The organism is Novosphingobium sediminicola (genome assembly GCF_014196525.1).
GTDB lineage: Bacteria > Pseudomonadota > Alphaproteobacteria > Sphingomonadales > Sphingomonadaceae > Novosphingobium > Novosphingobium sediminicola.
This window is the reverse complement of record NZ_JACIDX010000003.1, coordinates 355063-374055: the sequence shown is the minus strand read 5'-3', so window position 1 is coordinate 374055 and position 18993 is coordinate 355063. Positions and strand designations below refer to the sequence as shown.

15 protein-coding genes are annotated in these 18993 nt (G+C 65.0%); 9 read left to right on the top strand and 6 right to left on the bottom strand.

Features of this window, described 5'->3' with window-relative positions:
• Position 1: 1 nt before the first annotated feature.
• The 3 genes from GGR38_RS05845 to GGR38_RS05835 all read left to right on the top strand — a co-directional run bounded on the left by GGR38_RS05845 (position 2) and on the right by GGR38_RS05835 (position 3776).
• Positions 2-472 carry a (2Fe-2S)-binding protein gene (locus tag GGR38_RS05845; protein WP_183623593.1) on the top strand — a complete coding sequence of 157 codons (471 nt, stop codon included), beginning with the start codon at positions 2-4 and terminating at the stop codon, positions 470-472.
• Positions 462-2654, top strand: a complete 2193-nt coding sequence (locus GGR38_RS05840) for a xanthine dehydrogenase family protein molybdopterin-binding subunit (protein ID WP_183623591.1) — start codon at positions 462-464, stop codon at positions 2652-2654. The genes GGR38_RS05845 and GGR38_RS05840 overlap by 11 nt, the downstream gene beginning before the upstream one ends.
• Before the next feature lie 90 nt (positions 2655-2744).
• Complete coding sequence (locus tag GGR38_RS05835; protein ID WP_183623589.1) at positions 2745-3776, top strand: oxidoreductase; 1032 nt, start codon at positions 2745-2747, stop codon at positions 3774-3776.
• On the opposite strand, the gene GGR38_RS05830 is transcribed toward GGR38_RS05835, so the two are convergent.
• The 4 genes from GGR38_RS05830 to GGR38_RS05815 all read right to left on the bottom strand — a co-directional run bounded on the left by GGR38_RS05830 (position 3763) and on the right by GGR38_RS05815 (position 8930).
• On the bottom strand, positions 3763-4212 hold the full coding sequence (locus tag GGR38_RS05830; RefSeq protein ID WP_183623587.1) for a (2Fe-2S)-binding protein: 450 nt from the start codon (positions 4210-4212) through the stop codon (positions 3763-3765). The two genes, GGR38_RS05835 and GGR38_RS05830, sit on opposite strands and share 14 nt — an antisense overlap.
• Complete coding sequence (locus GGR38_RS05825; protein WP_183623585.1) at positions 4209-6380, bottom strand: xanthine dehydrogenase family protein molybdopterin-binding subunit; 2172 nt, start codon at positions 6378-6380, stop codon at positions 4209-4211. The genes GGR38_RS05830 and GGR38_RS05825 overlap by 4 nt, the downstream gene beginning before the upstream one ends.
• Positions 6377-7324: a formylglycine-generating enzyme family protein gene (locus tag GGR38_RS05820; protein WP_183623583.1), complete on the bottom strand. Its 948-nt coding sequence runs from the start codon at positions 7322-7324 to the stop codon at positions 6377-6379. Before GGR38_RS05820 ends, GGR38_RS05825 begins: the two co-directional genes overlap by 4 nt.
• A gap of 115 nt (positions 7325-7439) precedes the next feature.
• Complete coding sequence (locus GGR38_RS05815; protein WP_183623581.1) at positions 7440-8930, bottom strand: flavin monoamine oxidase family protein; 1491 nt, start codon at positions 8928-8930, stop codon at positions 7440-7442.
• Between the two features lie 245 nt (positions 8931-9175).
• On the opposite strand from GGR38_RS05815, the gene GGR38_RS05810 reads away from it, so the two are divergent.
• The 6 genes from GGR38_RS05810 to GGR38_RS05785 all read left to right on the top strand — a co-directional run bounded on the left by GGR38_RS05810 (position 9176) and on the right by GGR38_RS05785 (position 16141).
• A complete protein-coding gene (locus tag GGR38_RS05810; protein ID WP_183623578.1) occupies positions 9176-9838 on the top strand; it encodes a hypothetical protein in 663 nt (220 codons plus the stop codon).
• Positions 9839-9947: 109 nt separating this feature from the next.
• Positions 9948-11828: an MFS transporter gene (locus GGR38_RS05805; protein ID WP_183623576.1), complete on the top strand. Its 1881-nt coding sequence runs from the start codon at positions 9948-9950 to the stop codon at positions 11826-11828.
• Between the two features lie 11 nt (positions 11829-11839).
• Positions 11840-12928, top strand: coding sequence for an LLM class flavin-dependent oxidoreductase (locus GGR38_RS05800; protein ID WP_183623574.1), 1089 nt, complete (start codon positions 11840-11842; stop codon positions 12926-12928).
• Positions 12925-13752, top strand: coding sequence for a phytanoyl-CoA dioxygenase family protein (locus GGR38_RS05795; protein ID WP_183623572.1), 828 nt, complete (start codon positions 12925-12927; stop codon positions 13750-13752). The genes GGR38_RS05800 and GGR38_RS05795 overlap by 4 nt, the downstream gene beginning before the upstream one ends.
• Before the next feature lie 11 nt (positions 13753-13763).
• The gene (locus GGR38_RS05790) at positions 13764-14693 is read left to right on the top strand and encodes an alpha/beta fold hydrolase (RefSeq protein ID WP_183623570.1); all 930 of its coding nucleotides are present in this window, start codon (positions 13764-13766) and stop codon (positions 14691-14693) included.
• A gap of 371 nt (positions 14694-15064) precedes the next feature.
• Positions 15065-16141, top strand: a complete 1077-nt coding sequence (locus GGR38_RS05785) for a LacI family DNA-binding transcriptional regulator (protein ID WP_183623568.1) — start codon at positions 15065-15067, stop codon at positions 16139-16141.
• Here the strand turns inward: GGR38_RS05785 and GGR38_RS05780 are convergent.
• The gene (locus GGR38_RS05780; RefSeq protein ID WP_183623566.1) at positions 16138-16425 is read right to left on the bottom strand and encodes a DUF1330 domain-containing protein; all 288 of its coding nucleotides are present in this window, start codon (positions 16423-16425) and stop codon (positions 16138-16140) included. The genes GGR38_RS05785 and GGR38_RS05780 overlap by 4 nt on opposite strands.
• Before the next feature lie 53 nt (positions 16426-16478).
• Positions 16479-18983 (bottom strand): TonB-dependent receptor, encoded by a 2505-nt coding sequence (locus GGR38_RS05775; protein WP_246404246.1) that lies wholly within the window; start codon positions 18981-18983, stop codon positions 16479-16481.
• Positions 18984-18993 lie beyond the last annotated feature (10 nt).

Below are 18993 nucleotides of genomic sequence, written 5' to 3'. Positions count from 1 at the left end.
TATGGCCATCACGCTGTCGATCAACGGCGCGGCGCGCAGCGTCGATGCGCCCGATGACATGCCCCTGCTCTGGGTTTTGCGCGACGAACTGAATATGGTGGGCACAAAATTCGGCTGCGGCGCGGGGCTGTGCGGGGCCTGCACGGTGCATATGGACGGGGCGGCGGTGCGTTCGTGCCAGACGCCGCTGGGCGCGGTGGGCGCGGCAAAAATCACCACCATCGAGGGCGTGGGCGAAACGCCCATCGGCGCGGCGGTGCAAAAGGCTTGGGTGGCGGTGGACGCCCCCCAATGCGGCTATTGTCAGGCGGGCCAGATCATGTCGGCCAGCGCCTTGCTGGCTGCAACGCCCAAACCCACGCGCACTCAGATCACGCAGGGCATGAGCGGCAATTTGTGCCGCTGCGCCTCTTATCACCGGATCATGGACGCCATCGAACTGGCGGCGAAGGAAACATCCCATGCAGGCTGAACTTTCGCGGCGGTCATTCCTGCGCGCCTCGGCGCTGGCGGGCGGCGGGTTGCTGGTGGATTTTTCCGTTCCGGTGCACGCGGCGCAGGGCGCAGCGGTGCTGACCGCCTTTGTCGCCATCGACACATCCGGCGCGATCACCATCGCCGCGCGCAACCCCGAAATGGGCCAAGGCATCAAAACCAGCCTGCCGATGATCGTGGCCGAGGAACTGGACGCCGATTGGGCGCAGGTGCGCGTGGAACAGGCCGATCTGGACCCGGCGCGCTATGGGCCGCAATTTTCGGGCGCGTCGATGTCGACGATGATGGGCTATCTCCCGATGCGTCAGGCCGGCGCGGCGGCGCGCGATATGCTGGTTCGCGTGGCGGCGGCGCGCTGGGGCGTGGCGGTGGCCGAAATTTCCACGGCGGCCAGTGTGGCGCATCACAAGGCATCCGGGCGCTCCCTGCCCTATGCCGCGCTGGCGCAGGAGGCGGCGGGTTTGGCGCCTGCGAAACCGGGCGATCTGCGCCTTAAATCACCAGAGCAATTCACCATCATCGGATCGCGGCGCGGCGGGGTGGATACGCCCAAAATCGTGCGGGGCGATCCGCTTTACAGCATTGATACGCGCCTGCCGGGCATGCTCCATGCGGTGTTTGTCGGCCCGCCCTCGCCCGGCGCGGTGCTGCGCCGGGTGGATGATGCGGCGGCCAGAGCCATGCCGGGCGTCAAGGCGGTGATCCCCATCCAGGGCGTCAAGGCCAAAGGCACCTTTGCGGGCAGCGTCGACAGCCTGACCGACGGCGTGGCGATTGTCGCGACCAATTGGTGGTATGCCCAGCAGGCGCGCGACAAGCTGGTGCTGGAATGGGATGAGAGCGCCGCGCAAGGCCATGGCGATGCGGCCTATGCGGCGCGGGCCAAGGCGCTGCTGGATGCGGGCGGGGGCAAGGTGGCGTTCAAGGCGGGCGATGCGAAAGCCGCGCTGGGCAAGGCCGCCAAGGTGATTTCGGCGCGTTATGACTATCCTTTCGTGGCGCATAACACGCTGGAGCCGCAAAATTGCACCGCGCTGTTCAAGGACGGCAAGCTGACCTTCTGGGCGCCGGCGCAGCAGCCGGAAAACGGGCGCAAGCTGGTGGCGCAATGCGTTGGCGTGGCCGAGGGCGACATCACCGTCCATGTCACGCGGATCGGCGGCGGCTTCGGGCGGCGGCTGATGAGCGATTTCATGGCGCAGGCGGGCGCGATTGCCAAGGCCATGCCCGGCGTGCCGATCAATGTCCTGTATAATCGCACCGACGATATCACCCACGATTTCTACCGCCCCGCAGGCTGGCATAAGTTCAAGGCGGGGATCGACCAGTCCGGCAGGCTCACCGCCTTTACCAACCATTTCGTCTCCTTCGGCCCCGGCGAGGATCCGCAATTCTTCGCCAATATGGCGCCTTTCCATATGCCCGAAGGCTTGATCCCGGACATTGAGATGACCCATTCGGTGTTTCCCACCATCATGCCTTTGGGCGCGATGCGGGCGCCGACCTCCAATGCCCATGCCTTTGTGTTCCAAGGCTTTCTGGACGAGGTGGCGCGCGCCGGAGGGCGCAGCCTGCCCGCGCTGATGCTCGACCTCTTCACCGCCGACAAGCAATTTGGCGAGACCGACAAGGCGGGTGAGACGCCCCGCTCGTTCAACACCGCCCGCGCCCGCGCCGTGGTGCAAAAGGCGATGGCCATGTCGGATTGGGGCAATGTCCCGCGCAAGCCGGGCATCGGGCGCGGCTTTGCCTTCTATTTCTGCCATCGCGGCTATTTTGCCGAAGTGGTCGAAGTAGCGGTAAAAGGCAAAGCCGTCACCGTCCGCAAGGTCTGGGCGGCGGGCGATGTGGGGCGGCAGATCGTCAACCCCTTGGGCGCCGAGGCGCAGGTGCGCGGCTCGATCCTCGATGGATTGTCGCAAGCCCTTAATGGCCAGAAGATCACCATCGAAAACGGTCGCGTTCAGCAAAGCAATTTCCACGATCACCCCTTTGCCCGGATAGACCGCCTGCCCCCGGTGGAGGTGGCCTTTGTCCCCTCCGATGCGCAGCCGGGAGGGTTGGGCGAACCGGCCCTGCCCCCAGTGATCCCCGCGCTGGCCAATGCGATCTTTGACGCCACGGGCAAGAGGCTGCGCTCGATGCCCTTTGCGCTCTGAAACAGAAAAGCCGCAAGGCGTTGAAGGGGCTGGGCATGGACGGACAAAGCAATTAGAGGCGCAGCGACAGATCCAGCAAAGGGAGCATGAATGATGCGCGAGATTGGCGTCGGCCTGATCGGATATGGCCTTGCCGGGCGCGTGTTTCATGCCCCCTTTGTCGCGCTGACGCCGGAGCTGGCCTTGCGCGCCGTGGTCTCGCGCGATGTGGCCAAGGTCCATGCGGGCTTGCCGGGGATGGCGGTCGTGCCCGATGTCGCCACCCTGCTGGCGCGGCCCGATGTGGATCTGGTCATCGTGGCCAGCCCCGATGAATTTCACGCCGAACACGCCATCGCCGCGCTGCAGGCGGGCAAGCATGTGGTGGTGGACAAGCCCTTTGCCACCAGCGCCGCCGATGCCCGCGCCATGGCCGAAGCCGCAAACGCCGGCGGCAAGATGCTGACCGCCTTTCAGAACCGCCGCTGGGACGCCGATTTTCTCACCCTGCGGCGATTGATCGGCGAAGGGCGTCTGGGCGAGATCGTCCATTTCGAAAGCCATTTCGACCGCTGGCGCCCGGTTCCCGCCGATGTGTGGAAAGAGGCGCGCGCGGGCGGATCATGGCTCGATCTGGGGCCGCATCTGGTCGATCAGGCGCTGTGCCTGTTTGGCCGCCCGGATGCCGTCACCGCCGATCTGGCCGCGCTGCGCCCCGGCGCGCCCGCGCCCGACTGGTTCCATGTCGTACTGCATTATCCGGGCCGCCGCGCGGTGCTGCGCTCCAGCAAAATGGCCGCCGACCATTCCCTGCGCTTTGCCGTTCATGGCACAGGGGGAAGCTGGATCAAGCCGGGCATCGATCCTCAGGAACCGGCCATTCTGGCAGGCGGCGCGCCGGGCGGGCCGGATTGGGGGCTGGACCCGGTCATCGGCCATTTCACCGATGGCGCCGACCCTTCGCAATCCGCACCCGTGCCCAATGAACGCGGTGACTATCGCCTGTTCTGGCAGGCTTTGGCCGATGCGCTGAACGGCAAGGGCGACAATCCCGTCCCCGCCGAACAGGCGATCGCCGTGATGGAAGTGCTGGAAGCAGGCATGGCCAGCGCCGAGCAGGGACGCCGGATCAGCCTAAGCTGAGCTGCGCAATGGCGGCCACGATCCGGGGATAGGTTCCGCAGCGGCACAGATTGGTCACGCCCGCACGGATCGCGGCGGCATCGGGGCGCGGATTGGACTTGAGCAATCCGGCCACCGCCATAATCATGCCGGGCTGGCAATAACCGCATTGCGGCACTTGGGCCGCCACCCATGCCGCCTGAACCGCATGCAGGCCCTGCGCCGGGGTCAGCCCCTCGATGGTGGTGATGCTGCGCCCCTGCGCCATGTTGACCGGGATCTGGCACGAACGCATCGCCTCGCCCTCGACATGCACGGTGCAGGCCCCGCACAGCCCCGCCCCGCAGCCGAATTTCGTCCCCGTCAGTCCCAGATCCTCGCGCAGCGCCCAGAGCAGGGGCGTGTCCTCCTCGGCCTCGACATGGCGTTCCTGTCCATTGACCGTGATCGTGATCATGCATTTTCCAATTCGAAACGTTGCGACAGAGGCAGGCGGCGCACCCGGCCCGCGCCCGCGTCCGCTATGGCATTGGCAAGGGCGGGCGCAATCGGCGGCGTGCCCGCCTCGCCCGCATTGCCCGGTTTGGCACCGCTGGGGATCAGCGCGACCTCGATAGGCGGCACGTCGGCAAGGCCCGGCAGGCGCACATCGTTGAAATTGCTGATGGCGGGCCGCCCCTCGGCAAAGGAGACCCCGCCCCACAGTGCAGCCTGAAGGCCAAAGATGATGCCGCCGCTGATCTGGCTTTCCACGCCCGCCGGATCGACCATCACGCCGCAGTCAAACGCCGCCACGATCCGCCGGATCGCCAGCTTGCGCTTATTCACCCGCACCTCGACCGCCTGTGCGCAGACATGGCCCTCGTTATAGGTCAGCGCGATGCCGCGCCCCACGCCTTTCGCCTTGGGCCGGTCCCATCCGATCATCGCAGCGGCCTTGTCCAGCGCGCGCGCGATGCGCGGTTCACCGGCAAGCAGGTCGCGGCGATAGGCATAGGGATCGCGACCCGCCGCCCGCGCCACCTCGTCAATGAAGCTTTCAGCAAAAAAGGCATTCTGGCTCATCGTGACGGATCGCCAGAAGCCGACCGGGATCGCCAGATCGGCCTCGTGAAACTCCATCAGCTTCATCACAGGGGCATAGCAGCCATAGATGAGCAGCCCCGCCGCCGTGGGATCGGCCATGCCGGGAAAGCCGCGACGCCCGTGATAGGTGTTGATCGATTGCCCCGCGATCCGGCTGTGGATCGCGACAAGCGCCCCATCCGCACCTATCCCGGCCACGCTTTTCACCCTATAGGCCGGGCGGAACTGGTCCATCGCCAGATCATTTTCCCGCGTCCAGATCAGTTTGACCCAGCGCCCCGGCACGGCCATCGCGGCCTGCATCGCCGGAATGGGAAAGTCAGTCGCCCATTTGCGGCCAAACCCGCCGCCGAGGAACGTCACCTCCACCCGCACCCTGTCGAGCGGCAGACCCGCCATTTTGGCGGCCAGCGCCCGCACATCCTCAGGCGATTGCATCGGCCCACGCAGGGTCAATTGCCCATCGGCCAGAATCGCGCTGCAATTCAACGGCTCCATCGCGGCATGGGCCAGATAGGGCACGTCATATTCGGCCTCCACCCGGCGCGGCGCGGCGGCAAGCGCGGCCAGAACGGCGGGCTTATCGCCTCCTCCGGCACGCGGGCGCATGGTGGAAAAATCGAAATCGGGAAAGGGCAGCGGGGTTTTCTCGGCAAAGGCGCGGATCAGCGCGGCATCAATCGCCTTGTCATCCACCCCCGCCGTGGGCGAGGACAGCACGGTGAGCTTCAACGCCTCGGCCGCCTTTTTCGCGGTCCAGAAACGCGAGGCCAGCACCGCATAGCCGCCATCGACCGGCACCACCGCCACAACGCCCGACATGGCTTTCACCTGCGCCAGATTGGCGGCCTCAACCTTAGCGCGCGGATGCGGGGCCAGAGCCAGCGCCCCCACCAGCATATCGGGGCGCATCACATCGACGCCGAACTCGGCCCGGCCCGTGACCTTGGCGGCCAAATCTTTGCGCGGGCTTTTGCCGCCGATCAGGCGGAAATCAGCCGGGGATTTCAGCGCCACATCGCCCGGCACCGGCAGACGCGCCGCATCCTGCGCCAGCGCGCCATAGGTCAGCCGCCGCCCGCTGGCCGCATGGATGACCTCGCCCGCCTGTGTCGAAATCTGGTCCGCCGCCACGCCCCAGCGCGCCGCGCCCGCCTGTATCAGCATCGCCCGCGCCGCCGCGCCTGCCCGGCGCAAGGGCAGGAAATAGCCCACCGTGGTCGCGCTGTTGGCGGTCATCTGCTTGCCCATGCCGGGGTTGATGAAGGCGCGGTCCGCCCATGGCAGCAGCACCTGCATCCGCGCCCAGTCGCAATCCAGTTCCTCGGCAATCAGACGGGCGAGGGCCTCTTGCGTCCCCTGCCCCATTTCGGAGGAAGGGCAGGTAAAATGCACCGCGCCATCGGGCGCAATCGCGATCATCGCGCCAAAGCCCGCCCCGCCCTGCGCCCGCGCGGGAAAGCCAAAGCCCAGCGCCAGCACTCCCGCGCCCAGCCCATGCAGCATTTCGCGGCGGCTGAGATTGAGCACGCGGCTCATTTGCCGTCCACCAGATCGCGCGCGACCCTAAACCCAAAGATCCAGCTCACCTGATCCTCGGGATCGCGCCCGCGCCATGTCACCCGGTTGCGGAAAGCGGCCGAAATCCAGCTTCCCCCACGCACCGCGCGGCGCGGACATGCGCCCGAAACCTCATAGGCGCGGCCATCGCGCGGGGCATCGGCCGGATAGGGCGCGACATAGCAATCCTGCGTCCATTCCCAGACATTGCCGATCATATCATACAGGCCAAACGCATTGGGCCGATAGGTCCCCACCGGCGCCACCCCGGCAAAGCCATCGCGGCAAGGCACAGCCGCCGCCATGCCCCCCGCCCCGCCAAACACCGCCAGCGCGCCATCCTTCATCCCATCGCCATCCAGCACATTGGCATGGACACAGGCCTTGGCCGCGCCGCCTGCCCACGGAAATTCTTCCGAAGTGCCCGCGCGGGCGGCATATTCCCATTCGGCCTCGCTGGGCAGGCGATAGGGCTTGCCGGTCTTTTGGCTCAGCCATGAGGTATAGGCCCTGGCATCGCGCCATGACACGCAGACCACCGGACGGTCCGGCGCACCATCACCCGCGCCCTCGCCCGGATGGCGGAAATCGGCATCGGGGATGGCTTCGACCTTGCCCGTGGCGCGGATCAGGCTGCGACACCCGCGCGAGGAAGCATAGCCGGTGGCTGCGACAAAGGCGCCATAATCGCCATTGGTCACCTCACGCGTGGCCAGTGCAAAGGCGCGGGCGATGGTGACGGGATGAGGCGCGCCTTCGGGCCGGTCGGCCTCGCCCGCATCGGCGCCCATGGTGAAATGGCCCGCCGGGATCACCACCATCGCCGGACATACATCCTTGCAATCGCGGATCGATTGCGGCGCGGCCATGGCGGGCGGGGAAACGGCCAGCGCCAATCCGGCCAGAAACCAGCGATATGTCATGATTGTCTCCCCAATCCTTAAGCGCCTACGCGGCGATCTTGGGGCAAAGACTGCCCTGCGCGGGGCGCGGGGCAGTCGCTGTTGTCGCCAATGTCCGGCGAGCGGATAGAGCCGATCAGCCCGCCCTTTCGGCCACTTCCAGCACCACGCGTTCCGAGCTTTCCATCGCACTTTCCATGCCGTAATCGCTGCGCCGCGTATGTTCGCCGCAGAAATGCAGCACCTGCCACGGCTTGATAAAGTCGCGGCCAAAGGCGTTGACCTGACCGGGCGCGAGGCTGAAGCCGCAGCCCTTTTGCAGCGGATCGCGCATCCAGTCCTTATAGGCCACCACCTTGAGCAGGCCCTTGGACGCAGGGCGCAGACGCTCCAGTTCGGACAGGACGAAAGGCACCGCATCGGCGCGCTGCGAGATCGCCTGCGCCACCTTGCCCACCATCACCACCATCGCGCGGTGCTTGCCCTCGCCGGTGTGATTGTCGATGCCCCAGAACATGCCGATCGGCCCGTCGGTCGAGAAGCTGGCGGGCAGGCCGTCCGCCTTCCAGAAGGGCTTTTCGACGCTGAGATAGAGCCGCGCGGTATTGGCATAGGGCATATGCGTGATGGCATCGCGGGCGTGGGGATTGGGCGCGCCGGTGATCTCCACCTCGCGCAGCATCGAAAACGGCAGGCTGGAGATGACAAAGCGCGCCTGATAGGCGCTGCCGTCGATACAGGTAACGATCGCGCCCTTGTCGCTCATCGCGATCCGGCCCACGCGCTTGTTCAACCGCACCACATCGCCCAGTTTCGCCGCCATGGCGAAGGGCAATTGCTGGGTGCCGCCCACAATATTGTTGATCGAGGAAAGCCCGTCGATGGCATTGTGATCGTTGGTTTCGCCAAAGGGATGGTCGCGCTGCTCGCGTTCGCGCCCGCCGATGCGCCGGTCCGCCGCCCCGCGCGTCTCCTCCTGCCACATGCGCAGCATCGAGGTTTCATCCATACCGATCCCAGGCGCGGAATAGGCCGCCAATTCGATGGCGGCGGGCGAATAGCCCTTCTGCACCATCAATTGCCGCAGCGAAATATCCTGCGAGGCCAGCGCCGGATCGAGCCAGTCCGACAATTCCTTGCACGGGTTCCACTTGCTCGTCACCGCCTGACCCATCAACATCGGCGAAATCTTGCGCTCATCGCCCACCGTCTTGTTGAGCGGATTGTCGGCCCAGGTTTTCAGGTCGATCCACTGGTCCTTGTAACGGAAGCCAAAGGGCAGCAGGTCGCGGTCCTCCGGCGTCAGTTTCAGCCCGAATTTCATGCAGGCGTCGATGATCCGCGCATAGCCGCGCCCGATCTGGCTGGCCCCGACGTCCAGCTTGCCCTCGCTGGTGTCGAGCGTCTTGACCCGCCCGCCGACCATCGCGCCGGCCTCCAGCACCACTACCTTGAACCCCAGATCGCCAAGCATGAGCGCGGAATTGAGCCCCGAAAGCCCACCGCCGATGATCACCACATCGGCCTTTTCCGCCGCCAGCACGCCCTTGGCCAGCCCGGCACCCGGCAGCATCGCCCCGGCGCCGATCAGCCCGGCATTCATCAGAAAGTCGCGTCTGTCGAACATGCTCTTTTCCACCATTCTTCCCATATGGCCTGTCGCGGCAGGAGGCCCTTTCCGCGCGTTGGGCAGCGTTGCTTGCAAATTATTGCATCACAACCGGCAATTCCATGGCCATCCGCATCAGGTTTAACCGCCACACGGCCAAAACCAGTCTGAAGCGCTGCTCTTTGGGCGCGCGGCGTTGAATGGCCATGCACATTGCGGCGGGGTTTTGCACGGAATCCGCCGCCCGTTTCGGGGAGATTTGCATGAACTGGTCGCTTGCCTTGCTCACCCTGCTCCATCTGCTGGTGCCGATCTACTGGCTGGGCGGGGATCTGGGCACATTTTACAGCGCGGGCTTTATGATGGACGAAAAGAGACCGGCGGGCGAACGCCTGCTGGCGCTCAAAATCATGAACGGAATCGACATGGCCCCGCGCACCGTGCTGATCCTGACGCTGCCCACGGGCCTGTCGCTGGCGGCGGCCAAGGGCTGGTTGAACATCGCGCCATGGGCGCTGGCGGGCCTGTGGATGTTCAGCCTGATCTGGCTGGCGCTGGCCTGGGCGGTGCATCTGATCCATGGCCCGCGCGGGACCTTGGCGCGCGGAATCGACCTCAAGATCCGCTATGCGATGATCGCGCTGCTGGCCGGATCGGGGGTGGCGGGGCTGACCGGGCATCTGACTATGCCCTTCTTCATCGCCTGCAAATTGCTGGTGCTGGCCGCTTGTGTGACCACCGGGGTGATCGTGCGTTTTCAACTGGTGCCGCTGTTTCCCGCCATCGCCGCCATGAAAGCGCAGGGGGCCACGCCCCAAAGCGATGCCGCCATCCGCAAGGTGCTGGGCCAGACGCGTCCCACGGTGCAATGCATCTGGGTGCTGGTGCTGATCGCCTGCGTGCTGGGGCTGGGCACACCGGTTTAATCCGCCACGCGGATAGGCCGTCCTTTGTGCAAAATAGTCACCGATATTTGCATTCATATTGCACATAAGGCGGCGCACCGGCGCTCCCGAACCATGCCGGAGGATTATCATGCAACGCAAAGCCTTGATCGGCTGGGGCCTTGGCTCGTTCACCTCGGCGGCGCTGGTGGGGGCGGTCGGGCTGCTCCACCTACGTTTCATGACCGATTCGCTGGGCATGGCGATGGGGGCGGCGGGGCTGCTGGTGGTCCTTTCCAAGATCTATGATGCCGCCATCGACCCGCTGGTCGGCCTGCTGTGCGACGCCACCAGCACACGCTGGGGCCGCTATCGCCCCTATCTGGCGGGCGGCGCGCTGCTGGCGGCTCTTTCGCTGGTGATGCTGTTCAATGTGCCGGGCGGGTTGGGCAGCGCGGGGCTCCAGCTCTGGTCGGGCGCCTCGCTGCTGGTCTTTTCCACCGCCTATACGCTCTATCGCATCCCCTATCTGGCCATCGGGCGCCAGATCACCCAGGATTTCCATCAACGTTCGCGCCTGATGACCTTCAGCGTCTATGGCTCCTCCTTCGGCGGATTGGCGGCCACATCGGCCGCGCCATGGATGCTGGCCGCGCTCGGGGGAGACAGGGCGGCGCATGGGTTGCTGGCGCTGGTGCTGGCCGCGCTGGTGGCGGCGGGCGGGATCAGCACGTTCCTGCTGATCGACGGGTTGGAGGACGAGGAGGCCGCGCCTGAAAGAAAACACCTGAACTGGCGGCAGGGCCTGTCCGCGATCCGCGCCAACCGGCCCTTCTGCCGCCTGATCGGCTTTAAGGTGACAATGTTTGCCGGGCTGACGCTGCATGGCGCGGCGCTGCCCTATTACACGCGCCATGTCCTGCACGCCTCGGACAAGAGCCTCGCCTCAATCTTCCTGCTCCAGACGCTGGGCATGATGGTCAGCCAGCCCGGATGGGTGCGCATCGCGGGCCGTCTGGGCCGCCGCCGCGCGCTGATGCTGGCCGCGGGCGCGCAAACCTGCGCGATGCTGCTGTGGTATCTGGTGCCCGCAGGCCATCCCATGCCATGGGTGCTGATGCTGGGCGGGGCCGAGGGCCTGTGCTTCGGCGGCCTGTTCTTCGGCCTTTACACCGTGCTGACCGACACGATGGACCACGCCCGCACCCATCCCGCCATGGCCGAAAGCGAAGGCGCGCTGGCTGGGGTGTTCGTGATGGTTGAAAAAGCCACCGCCGCCTTTGGCACGTTCATTTTCAGCACGATCATGAGTCATGCGGGCTTCGTCTCGGCCCGCGATGCGGGCAGCGCCCAAGGCGAAAGCGTGGTGTTGGGCATCGTCCTGTCCATGTCGCTCCTGCCCGCGCTGGCCGCGATTTTGGCCTGCCTGTTCCTGCGACGGCCATCAGACGGCGAAATGGCCGGAGCGGCGCCTCATGGCCTGCCCGCAACCATGGCGATCGGCGCGCTGGCCATGGTGATGGTGATCGGCACCGCGCCCTCCCCTGCCCGCGCGCAGGGATCGGGCATCACCATTCCCCAGATCACAGCCGATGCGGGCGGTGTCTCGCATCTTTCCACCATTACCCTGCCCCGTGCGCCCGGCGCCGATCCGCTGCTGGTCAACGCGCGGCTGACCACCACCGACACGGAAATCGGGGTCAGCCCGCCCGGCACCTTCATCGACTGGCACCGGGTTTCCAGCCCGCGCCTGCTGGTGGTCCTGAGCGGCACGCTGGAGGTGGGGCTGGGCGATGGCGCGATCCGGCAATTGCACGCGGGCGACATCGTTCTGGCCGCCGACACCACGGGGCGCGGCCATACCAGCCGCGCCATCGGCACCACGCCGGTGATGGCCATGACCATCCGCCTGCCGCGCGAAGAGCCGCTCAAACCGCGCGCCTCCTCCTGCCCCGATGGCGTGGCGCCGGGCGATTGCGTCGCCAATCACCTGAACATTCAGCACAACCCTCAACCCGTGCCCAAGCCCTGAGAGGACAATCCATGCCTGTCGAAATCACCGGCCTTGTTTCCCATAACCGGGGCACCCCGCTCGATCACGCCCCGCCCGATCAGTTCGACCCCGCCGCCATGCTGGAAAGCGCCCAAGCGCAGGAAGCGGCGGGCTATGACCGGGTGCTGATCGCCAACAATGCGCTGATGCCCGACAGCCATGCCATCGCAACCCATGTTCTGGCGGGAACTCAGCGGCTGAAAGTCCTGCTGGCCCACCGCCCCGGCTTTATCGCGCCCACGATGGCGGCGCGGATGCTGACCACGATCGACAGGCTGGCGCCCGGTCGCATGGCCGTCCACATCATCGCCGGGCCCAGCGACAAGGAGTTGGAGGCCGACGGCGATTTCACCGCCAAGACCGACCGCTATGCCCGCGCCGATGAATATGTCGGCATTATGCGCCAGATCTGGGAAAGCCCCGCGCCCATCGACCACGAAGGGCGCTTCTATCGCTTCAATCAAGCCTTCAGCCCGGTCAAACCCGGCGCGATTCCCGTCAGTTGGGCCGGAACATCGCCTGAGTCCATCGCCGCCTGCGGCCGTCACGCCGACGTGTTTGCCATGAGCGGCGACACGATGACCCATATCGCCGGCCATCGCGATCGCGTGCTGGCGGCCGCCCATGGCCGCCCGATGGGCTTCATGATGACGGTATTGGTGATCCTTGGCGATACCGAGGCGCAGGCATGGGAAAAGGCCGATGCCGTCCTGCATGATTTCCGCGCAATGATGGCGCGCCTGTCCGCCGCCCAAGGCCCCAGCAATTTCGCGCAGTCCAGTCATGCAGGCGAGGCCATCCTTTCCAGCGCCGCTAGCGCCCATCGCCATGACCGCTGTCTCTGGCTGGGCGTGACCCATCTGTCGCAAGGGCGCTTTGGCAATCAGGCCGCGCTGGTCGGCACGCCCGATCAGGTCTGCGCCGCGCTGATGGATTATTACGCCATGGGCATCACGCGCTTTCTGATCCGCGGTTTCCGCCCCGATCAGGACGTGGCCGACTATGGCGAAAAACTCTTTCCCCGCCTGCGCGCCGCCGCGCGCGCCCATGATGCCGCCAATCAAGGAGCCATCCGATGACCATGCCCTATGCGATTACCCAGGACCATATCGACACCTATGCGCGCGATGGCGTGGTGGTGGTGCGCGGATTGCTGGATGCGCAATGGATCGCGCGAATGCAGGCGGCGATTGCCCGCGTTGCGGCCGATCCGGGGCGCTATGGCACGCTGGGGCCGTCCAATGGGGCGATGCTTTCGGTCTGCTATCTGTGGCGCAATGATCCCGATTTCCGCGCCTTTGTGATGGACAGCCCGATTGCCGAGGCCACCGGCCGCGTCATCGGCGCGGATCATATCCGCATGTATCACGATCATCTGTTTTCCAAGCCCCCGCTCAGCCCATCGATCATGCCATGGCATTGCGACGAGACGGCATGGCCGGTCAGCGGAGAAATGGCGCCCAATATCTGGACAGCCTTTACCCCGGTGAATGAAGAAAACGGGCGAATCGAATATGTGGCGGGATGGCATAGGCATTGTGTGGAGAAGGGTTTGACCTTTGGCTTTCGCCCCGATCAGGCCGATGGTCTGTGCCCCAATTTCGAAGCCGAGCGCGACAATCCCGATTTCGCCTTCCGCTTCGTCACTTTTGATATGGAGCCGGGCGACGCGGTGATTTTTCACCCTCACACGCCGCATTTTTCCAAAGGCAATGACAGTCCCGCTCTGGCCCGCACCGGATTGGCGGTGCGCCTGTTCGGGCATGACGTGCGCTGGCGCAATGCGCCCTACAAGGCGGCGATCCCCGGCGTGGAGGCGATGCCCGAGGGCGAATTGGTTGATGGGGCGCAGGATGTCTTGCCGATCCTGTGGCGCCGTGATGATCTGATGGTTGGCGCATAAGGAGCAATGCGATGATGAACCGCCGCGATATGGCCAAGATGATGGGAATGGGCGCCGCCATGATGGCAGGCGGGGCCGCCGCAGCGCCAAGAACGCCCGCCCCGATTGTTGCGCCCGCCGGACCATGGACGCGCTTTGGCCAGATCCGGCGCGGCGGGGGCGTGCTGCATTACGCCACACTGGGCGAGGCGCGCGCCGGGGTTCCACCCGTCATCCTGCTCCACAAGCTGGGCGGATGGCTGGCCGACTGGCGACAGGTCGCTCCGGCTCTGGCGCAGGGGCGGCAGGTGATCGCCTTTGACCTGCCCGGCCATGGCGGATCGCGGATGGAGGGGCCGCCGCCCTATATTCACACGCTGGGCGAGACGGCGGCCATGCTGTTTGGCGCGCTGGACGAGATGGAAATCCCGGTGGTCGATGTGATGGGCACGTCGCTGGGGGGCTGTATTGGCGTGGTGATGGCGGCGGCCAATCCCGATCGCGTGCGACGGCTGGGGGTGATTTCCAGCGCGCTGGGCGGGCGCAAGTCGCTGGAGGAAGTGCGGCAGGCGGTGGATGTGAAATTGAAGCCGATCTTTGACGCAGGCGGCCACCCTATGCCGACCGGGCCGGAATTACTGGTGGGCACGTTCGGCATGGTCCATGCCGATGCGATCAACGGCGAGGGTATCCAGAGCCGTCAGGCCGCCGATCTCTGGCTGCAACCGAGCGAACGGGGAGTGGGCGTGACCGATCTGCGGGCGGCGCTGCGCCGGGTCGAATGCCCGACCCTGCTGGTCTATGGCCAGTTCGACAAGGCCTATCAGCGTTTCCGCCCTTTTGCCGAGGCGGTGCTGCGCCGGGGCGAGACAGTGGTGGTGCCCGACAGCGGCGCATGGGTGATTCAGGACAATCCGCAGGCAACGGCGCCCTTGCTGGCACGCTTTCTCGACGCAGGATAGTGCAAGCAAAAAGAACCCGGGCCAACGCGGCCCGGGCCAGTGAGGGTCGTTGCAGGCACGGCGGCCCTTTTTGCCGTCTGCGCCCGGTTCCTTGGCGCCCTTTGCCGCAAAGGCCGGGGGCGAATTGTAAATTTTGCGCAATTCCGTTCAATTCATGATGCACAATATTGCGATACTATGTGCAATTCAGCCACCCCATCACCCCTGTCCGACAGGCGGACAGTCCGCGCGCGCATGCCAAATTGCGCACCGGATCTGCGCAAGGCTGATCGGCCGCAGGGCATCGGCAGCGCCGGGTTTGACAATTCGTGCAACACTCGTAAGCCTGATGCACAGACCTTCACCCCGTTTACGGACCAGCAGCCGATCGCATGAAGCCCAAAGGCCCCTCCAAACCCGCCGCCCCTAAATCCATTGGGCGCAAGGTCAGCGCCGATGATGTGGCGCGCATGGCGCAGGTCTCGCGCTCGGCGGTGTCGCGAACCTTTACGCCGGGGGCCAGCGTCGCGCCCCAAACCCGCGCCAAGGTGCTGGCCGCCGCCCAAGCGTTGGGCTATCGCCTGCAATCAGCCAGCAGCCAGCAGAATCATGGCCGCCCCAAGCGCGCCGCCGTGGTGATGGCCAACCTGTTTTCGCCCTATTTCTGCCACCTCTACGCGATGTTCGAGGACGAATTGCGCCAGCGCGGCTTCGAGGTGGTCTGGCGGGTCGTCAGCGATCTGGCGCTGCTGGACGTGACCGTTGGGGACATGGTCGATGAACAGGTTGACGGCATCATCGTGCTCTCCGCCGTGCCAGGCGCGGCGGTGCGCAAAAAGGTCGTTGCGGCCCGTATCTCGCTGGTGGTGATGGATCGGCAGGATGTGGTCGAAGGCGCCGCGCTGGTGTGGATCGACGGGCCGGAAATCGGACGCAGCATTGCACAATTGATGCAAAAGGAAGGCCGCAGCCGCCCCGCCGCGATTGCCGCCAATCCGCGCCGTCTGACCGAATTGCAGGCCTTTGCCCATGCCATGGAAATGGGGGGCAGCGCGCCCTGTCGCTGGGTCGATACGGGCTGGACCTATGAAAACGGGATCACCGCGGCGCGCGTCCTGTTTGCCGGCGAGGATCGGCCCGACGCGATCTTTGCCGCTTCGGACTATCTGGCCGTGGGCATTGTCGATGTGGCGCGCAAGGAATTCGGCCTGCGCGTGCCCGAGGATGTCTCGGTGGTCGGCTTTGGCGACACTTCGCAATCGCGCTGGCTATCGCACGCAACCTCCTCGATCCATCTGCCGCTGCTCTCGCTGGTGCAGACGGCGGTGTCGACGATGGCGGGGCGACTGGGGCCCAATGTGGCGCCGCCGCCGCGCATCTGGCTGGCCTGCGATGTGATCGAGCGCGAGACGACGCTGGGGCTGAGTTTTGCCAACAATCCCGCCGCCATCCCGCAATATGCCGATTAAAGAATAAGGCGCGATTCCACCACGCCGCCGCCGTTGATGCGATGCGCCTTGCCCGCCAGATATTGCGGCGAGTTGGCATAGGCGCGCGCCGCATCCGCATCGGCAAAGCGCAGGACCACCACCAGTTCGGACGGATCGACATCACCTTCCAGCACTTCGGCAACCTTGCCGCGCAGCATATATTCTCCGCCGAATGCCTCGGCGACGCCCGCCACGGCTTTGAGATATTCGGCAAATTTCTCACGATCATGAACACGGACCGTGGCGACAATATAGGCGGCCATAGGCCCTCCCTTTGCAAAAGCGGGGCGAACCCGAAGGCCCGCCCCAAACAGGTTTACATCTTGACCTTCAATTGAAGCCCAAAGGTGCGCAGATCCGGCAGGCCCACCAGAAGGGCCGAGAAATAGGCCGAATGGGCAAAGCTGGGGTCCAACACGTAATTGTCGGTCAGCGAAGTATAGGTCTTGTCGTTAAGCAGGTTGTTGACGAAAACATCGACCGCAAACCGCCCCTTCGACACACCGGCACGCAGGTTGAACTTATGCGCGTCCGGCGTCTTGGCGATATTCGCCTCGTTCGACCATACGCCCGACTTGAAATTCCAGTCGAGGCGGGTGAACCACTTGCCATCGGCCACATTCTTCAATTCGCCGCCCAGCACCAAGCCGACATTGGCCGAATATTTCGACGTATATTTCATCTCCTTGCCGGAGAAGTCATAGATGCCGGTCAACTGGCTGATGGTCGTGCTGCGGAAATATTTGATATCGCTGCCGTTCATCGCGCCGCCGGCTTCGATGCTCACAAGATCGCTGACCTTCCAGTTCGTATCGAGTTCCACCCCGTAAAGATCGACCGAGCCGGAATTGGCCGAGGTGTTGATGAAGGTGAAGCCGGTGGACGTGGTCGGATCGGCGGCCACGATGGTGATCGCGTTGATCTGGTTGCGCCACTGGGCATAATAGGCCGCAGCCGTATAGCGCAGGCGGCCGTCGAGCGCCTTGCCCTTCATGCCGATTTCGTAATTGGTGATCTTTTCGGGCGCGATGGTCAATTGCCCGCCTGCGGCCAGAGCGGCGGCCTGAACCGAAGCGGTCTGGGCCAGAATGGTGGTGTTGAACTGCGCCGGGTTCACGCCCTTGGCCCATGAAGCATAGACCATGGTCCGCGGGTTGATCTGCCAGTTGATAATCGCGCGCGGGGTGAAATTCTTATAGGTCTGCTGCACCAACAGAGCATTGCCCGCATAGGTGCCCGCCGGGATGAAGGCGCTGGACGCGATGGTCTGGCCGCCCGAACGGGCATAGGCGCCCAAAGTATCAATCTGATAGCGCCCCTCGATGCTGGCCGAAAGATTGGGCAGAACATCATAGGTAAGGCCGAAGAACATGCCCGTGGTGCGGTTTTCGCTCTTGCCGCCCGGCACCAGCAGCGATGCTGTCAGCGCGCCCGTGCCGCCGCCGCCGCCCGACCATGTGTCGGCTTTCAGATAGCTGACCCCCGCCACCGCGCGCAAAGGCCCGTGATTATAGGCCAGACGCCCTTCCATCGACCAGTCCAGATTGCGCCGTTCGACCAGATAGGGGAAATCGTAAAAGCCCTTGGGATTGGTGGTCGATGGGAAGCCGGAGGAATCGAACCCGTCCAGATCGATCAGCGTCGACCAGACCTCGCGGTTATACCCGGCCAGGAAATCGGCGGTCAGATCGCTGGAAATCTTGTAATTGACCGCCGTATGCGCATGCTGGCTCTTGCGCAGCAGGCCATAGCCATCAACGCTGTCGCTAGTCGGAATGACCCGGTTGCTGGTCAGCGCGAGGAATTGCTTGATCGCGTCGGTATTGACCGTGTTGGCCGAAATCGGATTGATCAGGCCCGGCACCGTCCCGCAGATATAGGCGTTGGACACCGTGCTGCCGAAACCCTGAACCCCGCGCGAATTGCCATTGAGCGTGCAATTGGACTGGTTGGCCGCCACCTTTGTGCCCGAAGCGGTGGTGATGTCATAGCCATACAGACGGGTCTGGGCGGGCGCTCCATCGCGGTCCTCGCTCATCATGCCGAACAGCTTCATCGTCAGTTTCGGGCTGGGCTTGAACACGATCAGCGCGCTGCCGGTGGTGGTCTTCTGATCGCCCAGCGTGCTGCCGTCATAGGCATTGCGCCACGAACCATTTTTGGAAAACCGCTCGCCCGTCACGCGGAAGGTCAGCATGTCGCCGATGATCGGCCCTTCGACCGTGCCTTGCAGCCGGTAATTGGCGCGCGTTCCCACCATGCCGGTCATCGTGCCAGCCCATTCGCCCTTGGGCTCCTTGGTGGTGACATTGATCGCACCGGCAAAGGTGTTGCGGCCGTAATAGGCGCTTTGCGGGCCTTTCACCACATCGACCTGCGCCGGATCGGACACCGAGGTCACCTGCGAAGGCGAGGAAACCGGCACGCCGTCGATGAACATCGAGGTGGTCGTGGCCAGCGTGGTCGAGGGCGTGAAGCCGCGCAGCACCACCTGCTGGAAAGAACGGTCAGCATGGCCGGATGAGCTGTTGTTGACATTCACCCCCGGCGTCGATCCGGCCAGATCGGTGATCGAAACGATGCCTCGCTGTTCCAGCGCAGCAGCGGTCATGGCCGTCACGGTGACGGGAACTTTGAGAATATCCTCGGACCGCTTGCGCGCGGTCACGGTGATGGCGCCCGGATCATTGGCGGCATCGGCGGCGGCCGGTTCAGACGCCTGAGCCGGGCCTGCGGCGGCCAGCGTGGCGCCCATCGCCAGCGCCGAAGCGGCAAGGTGGAACACGGAGAGAGAACGGATCGGTCGTGGGTAACGCGTCATGGTGATAACC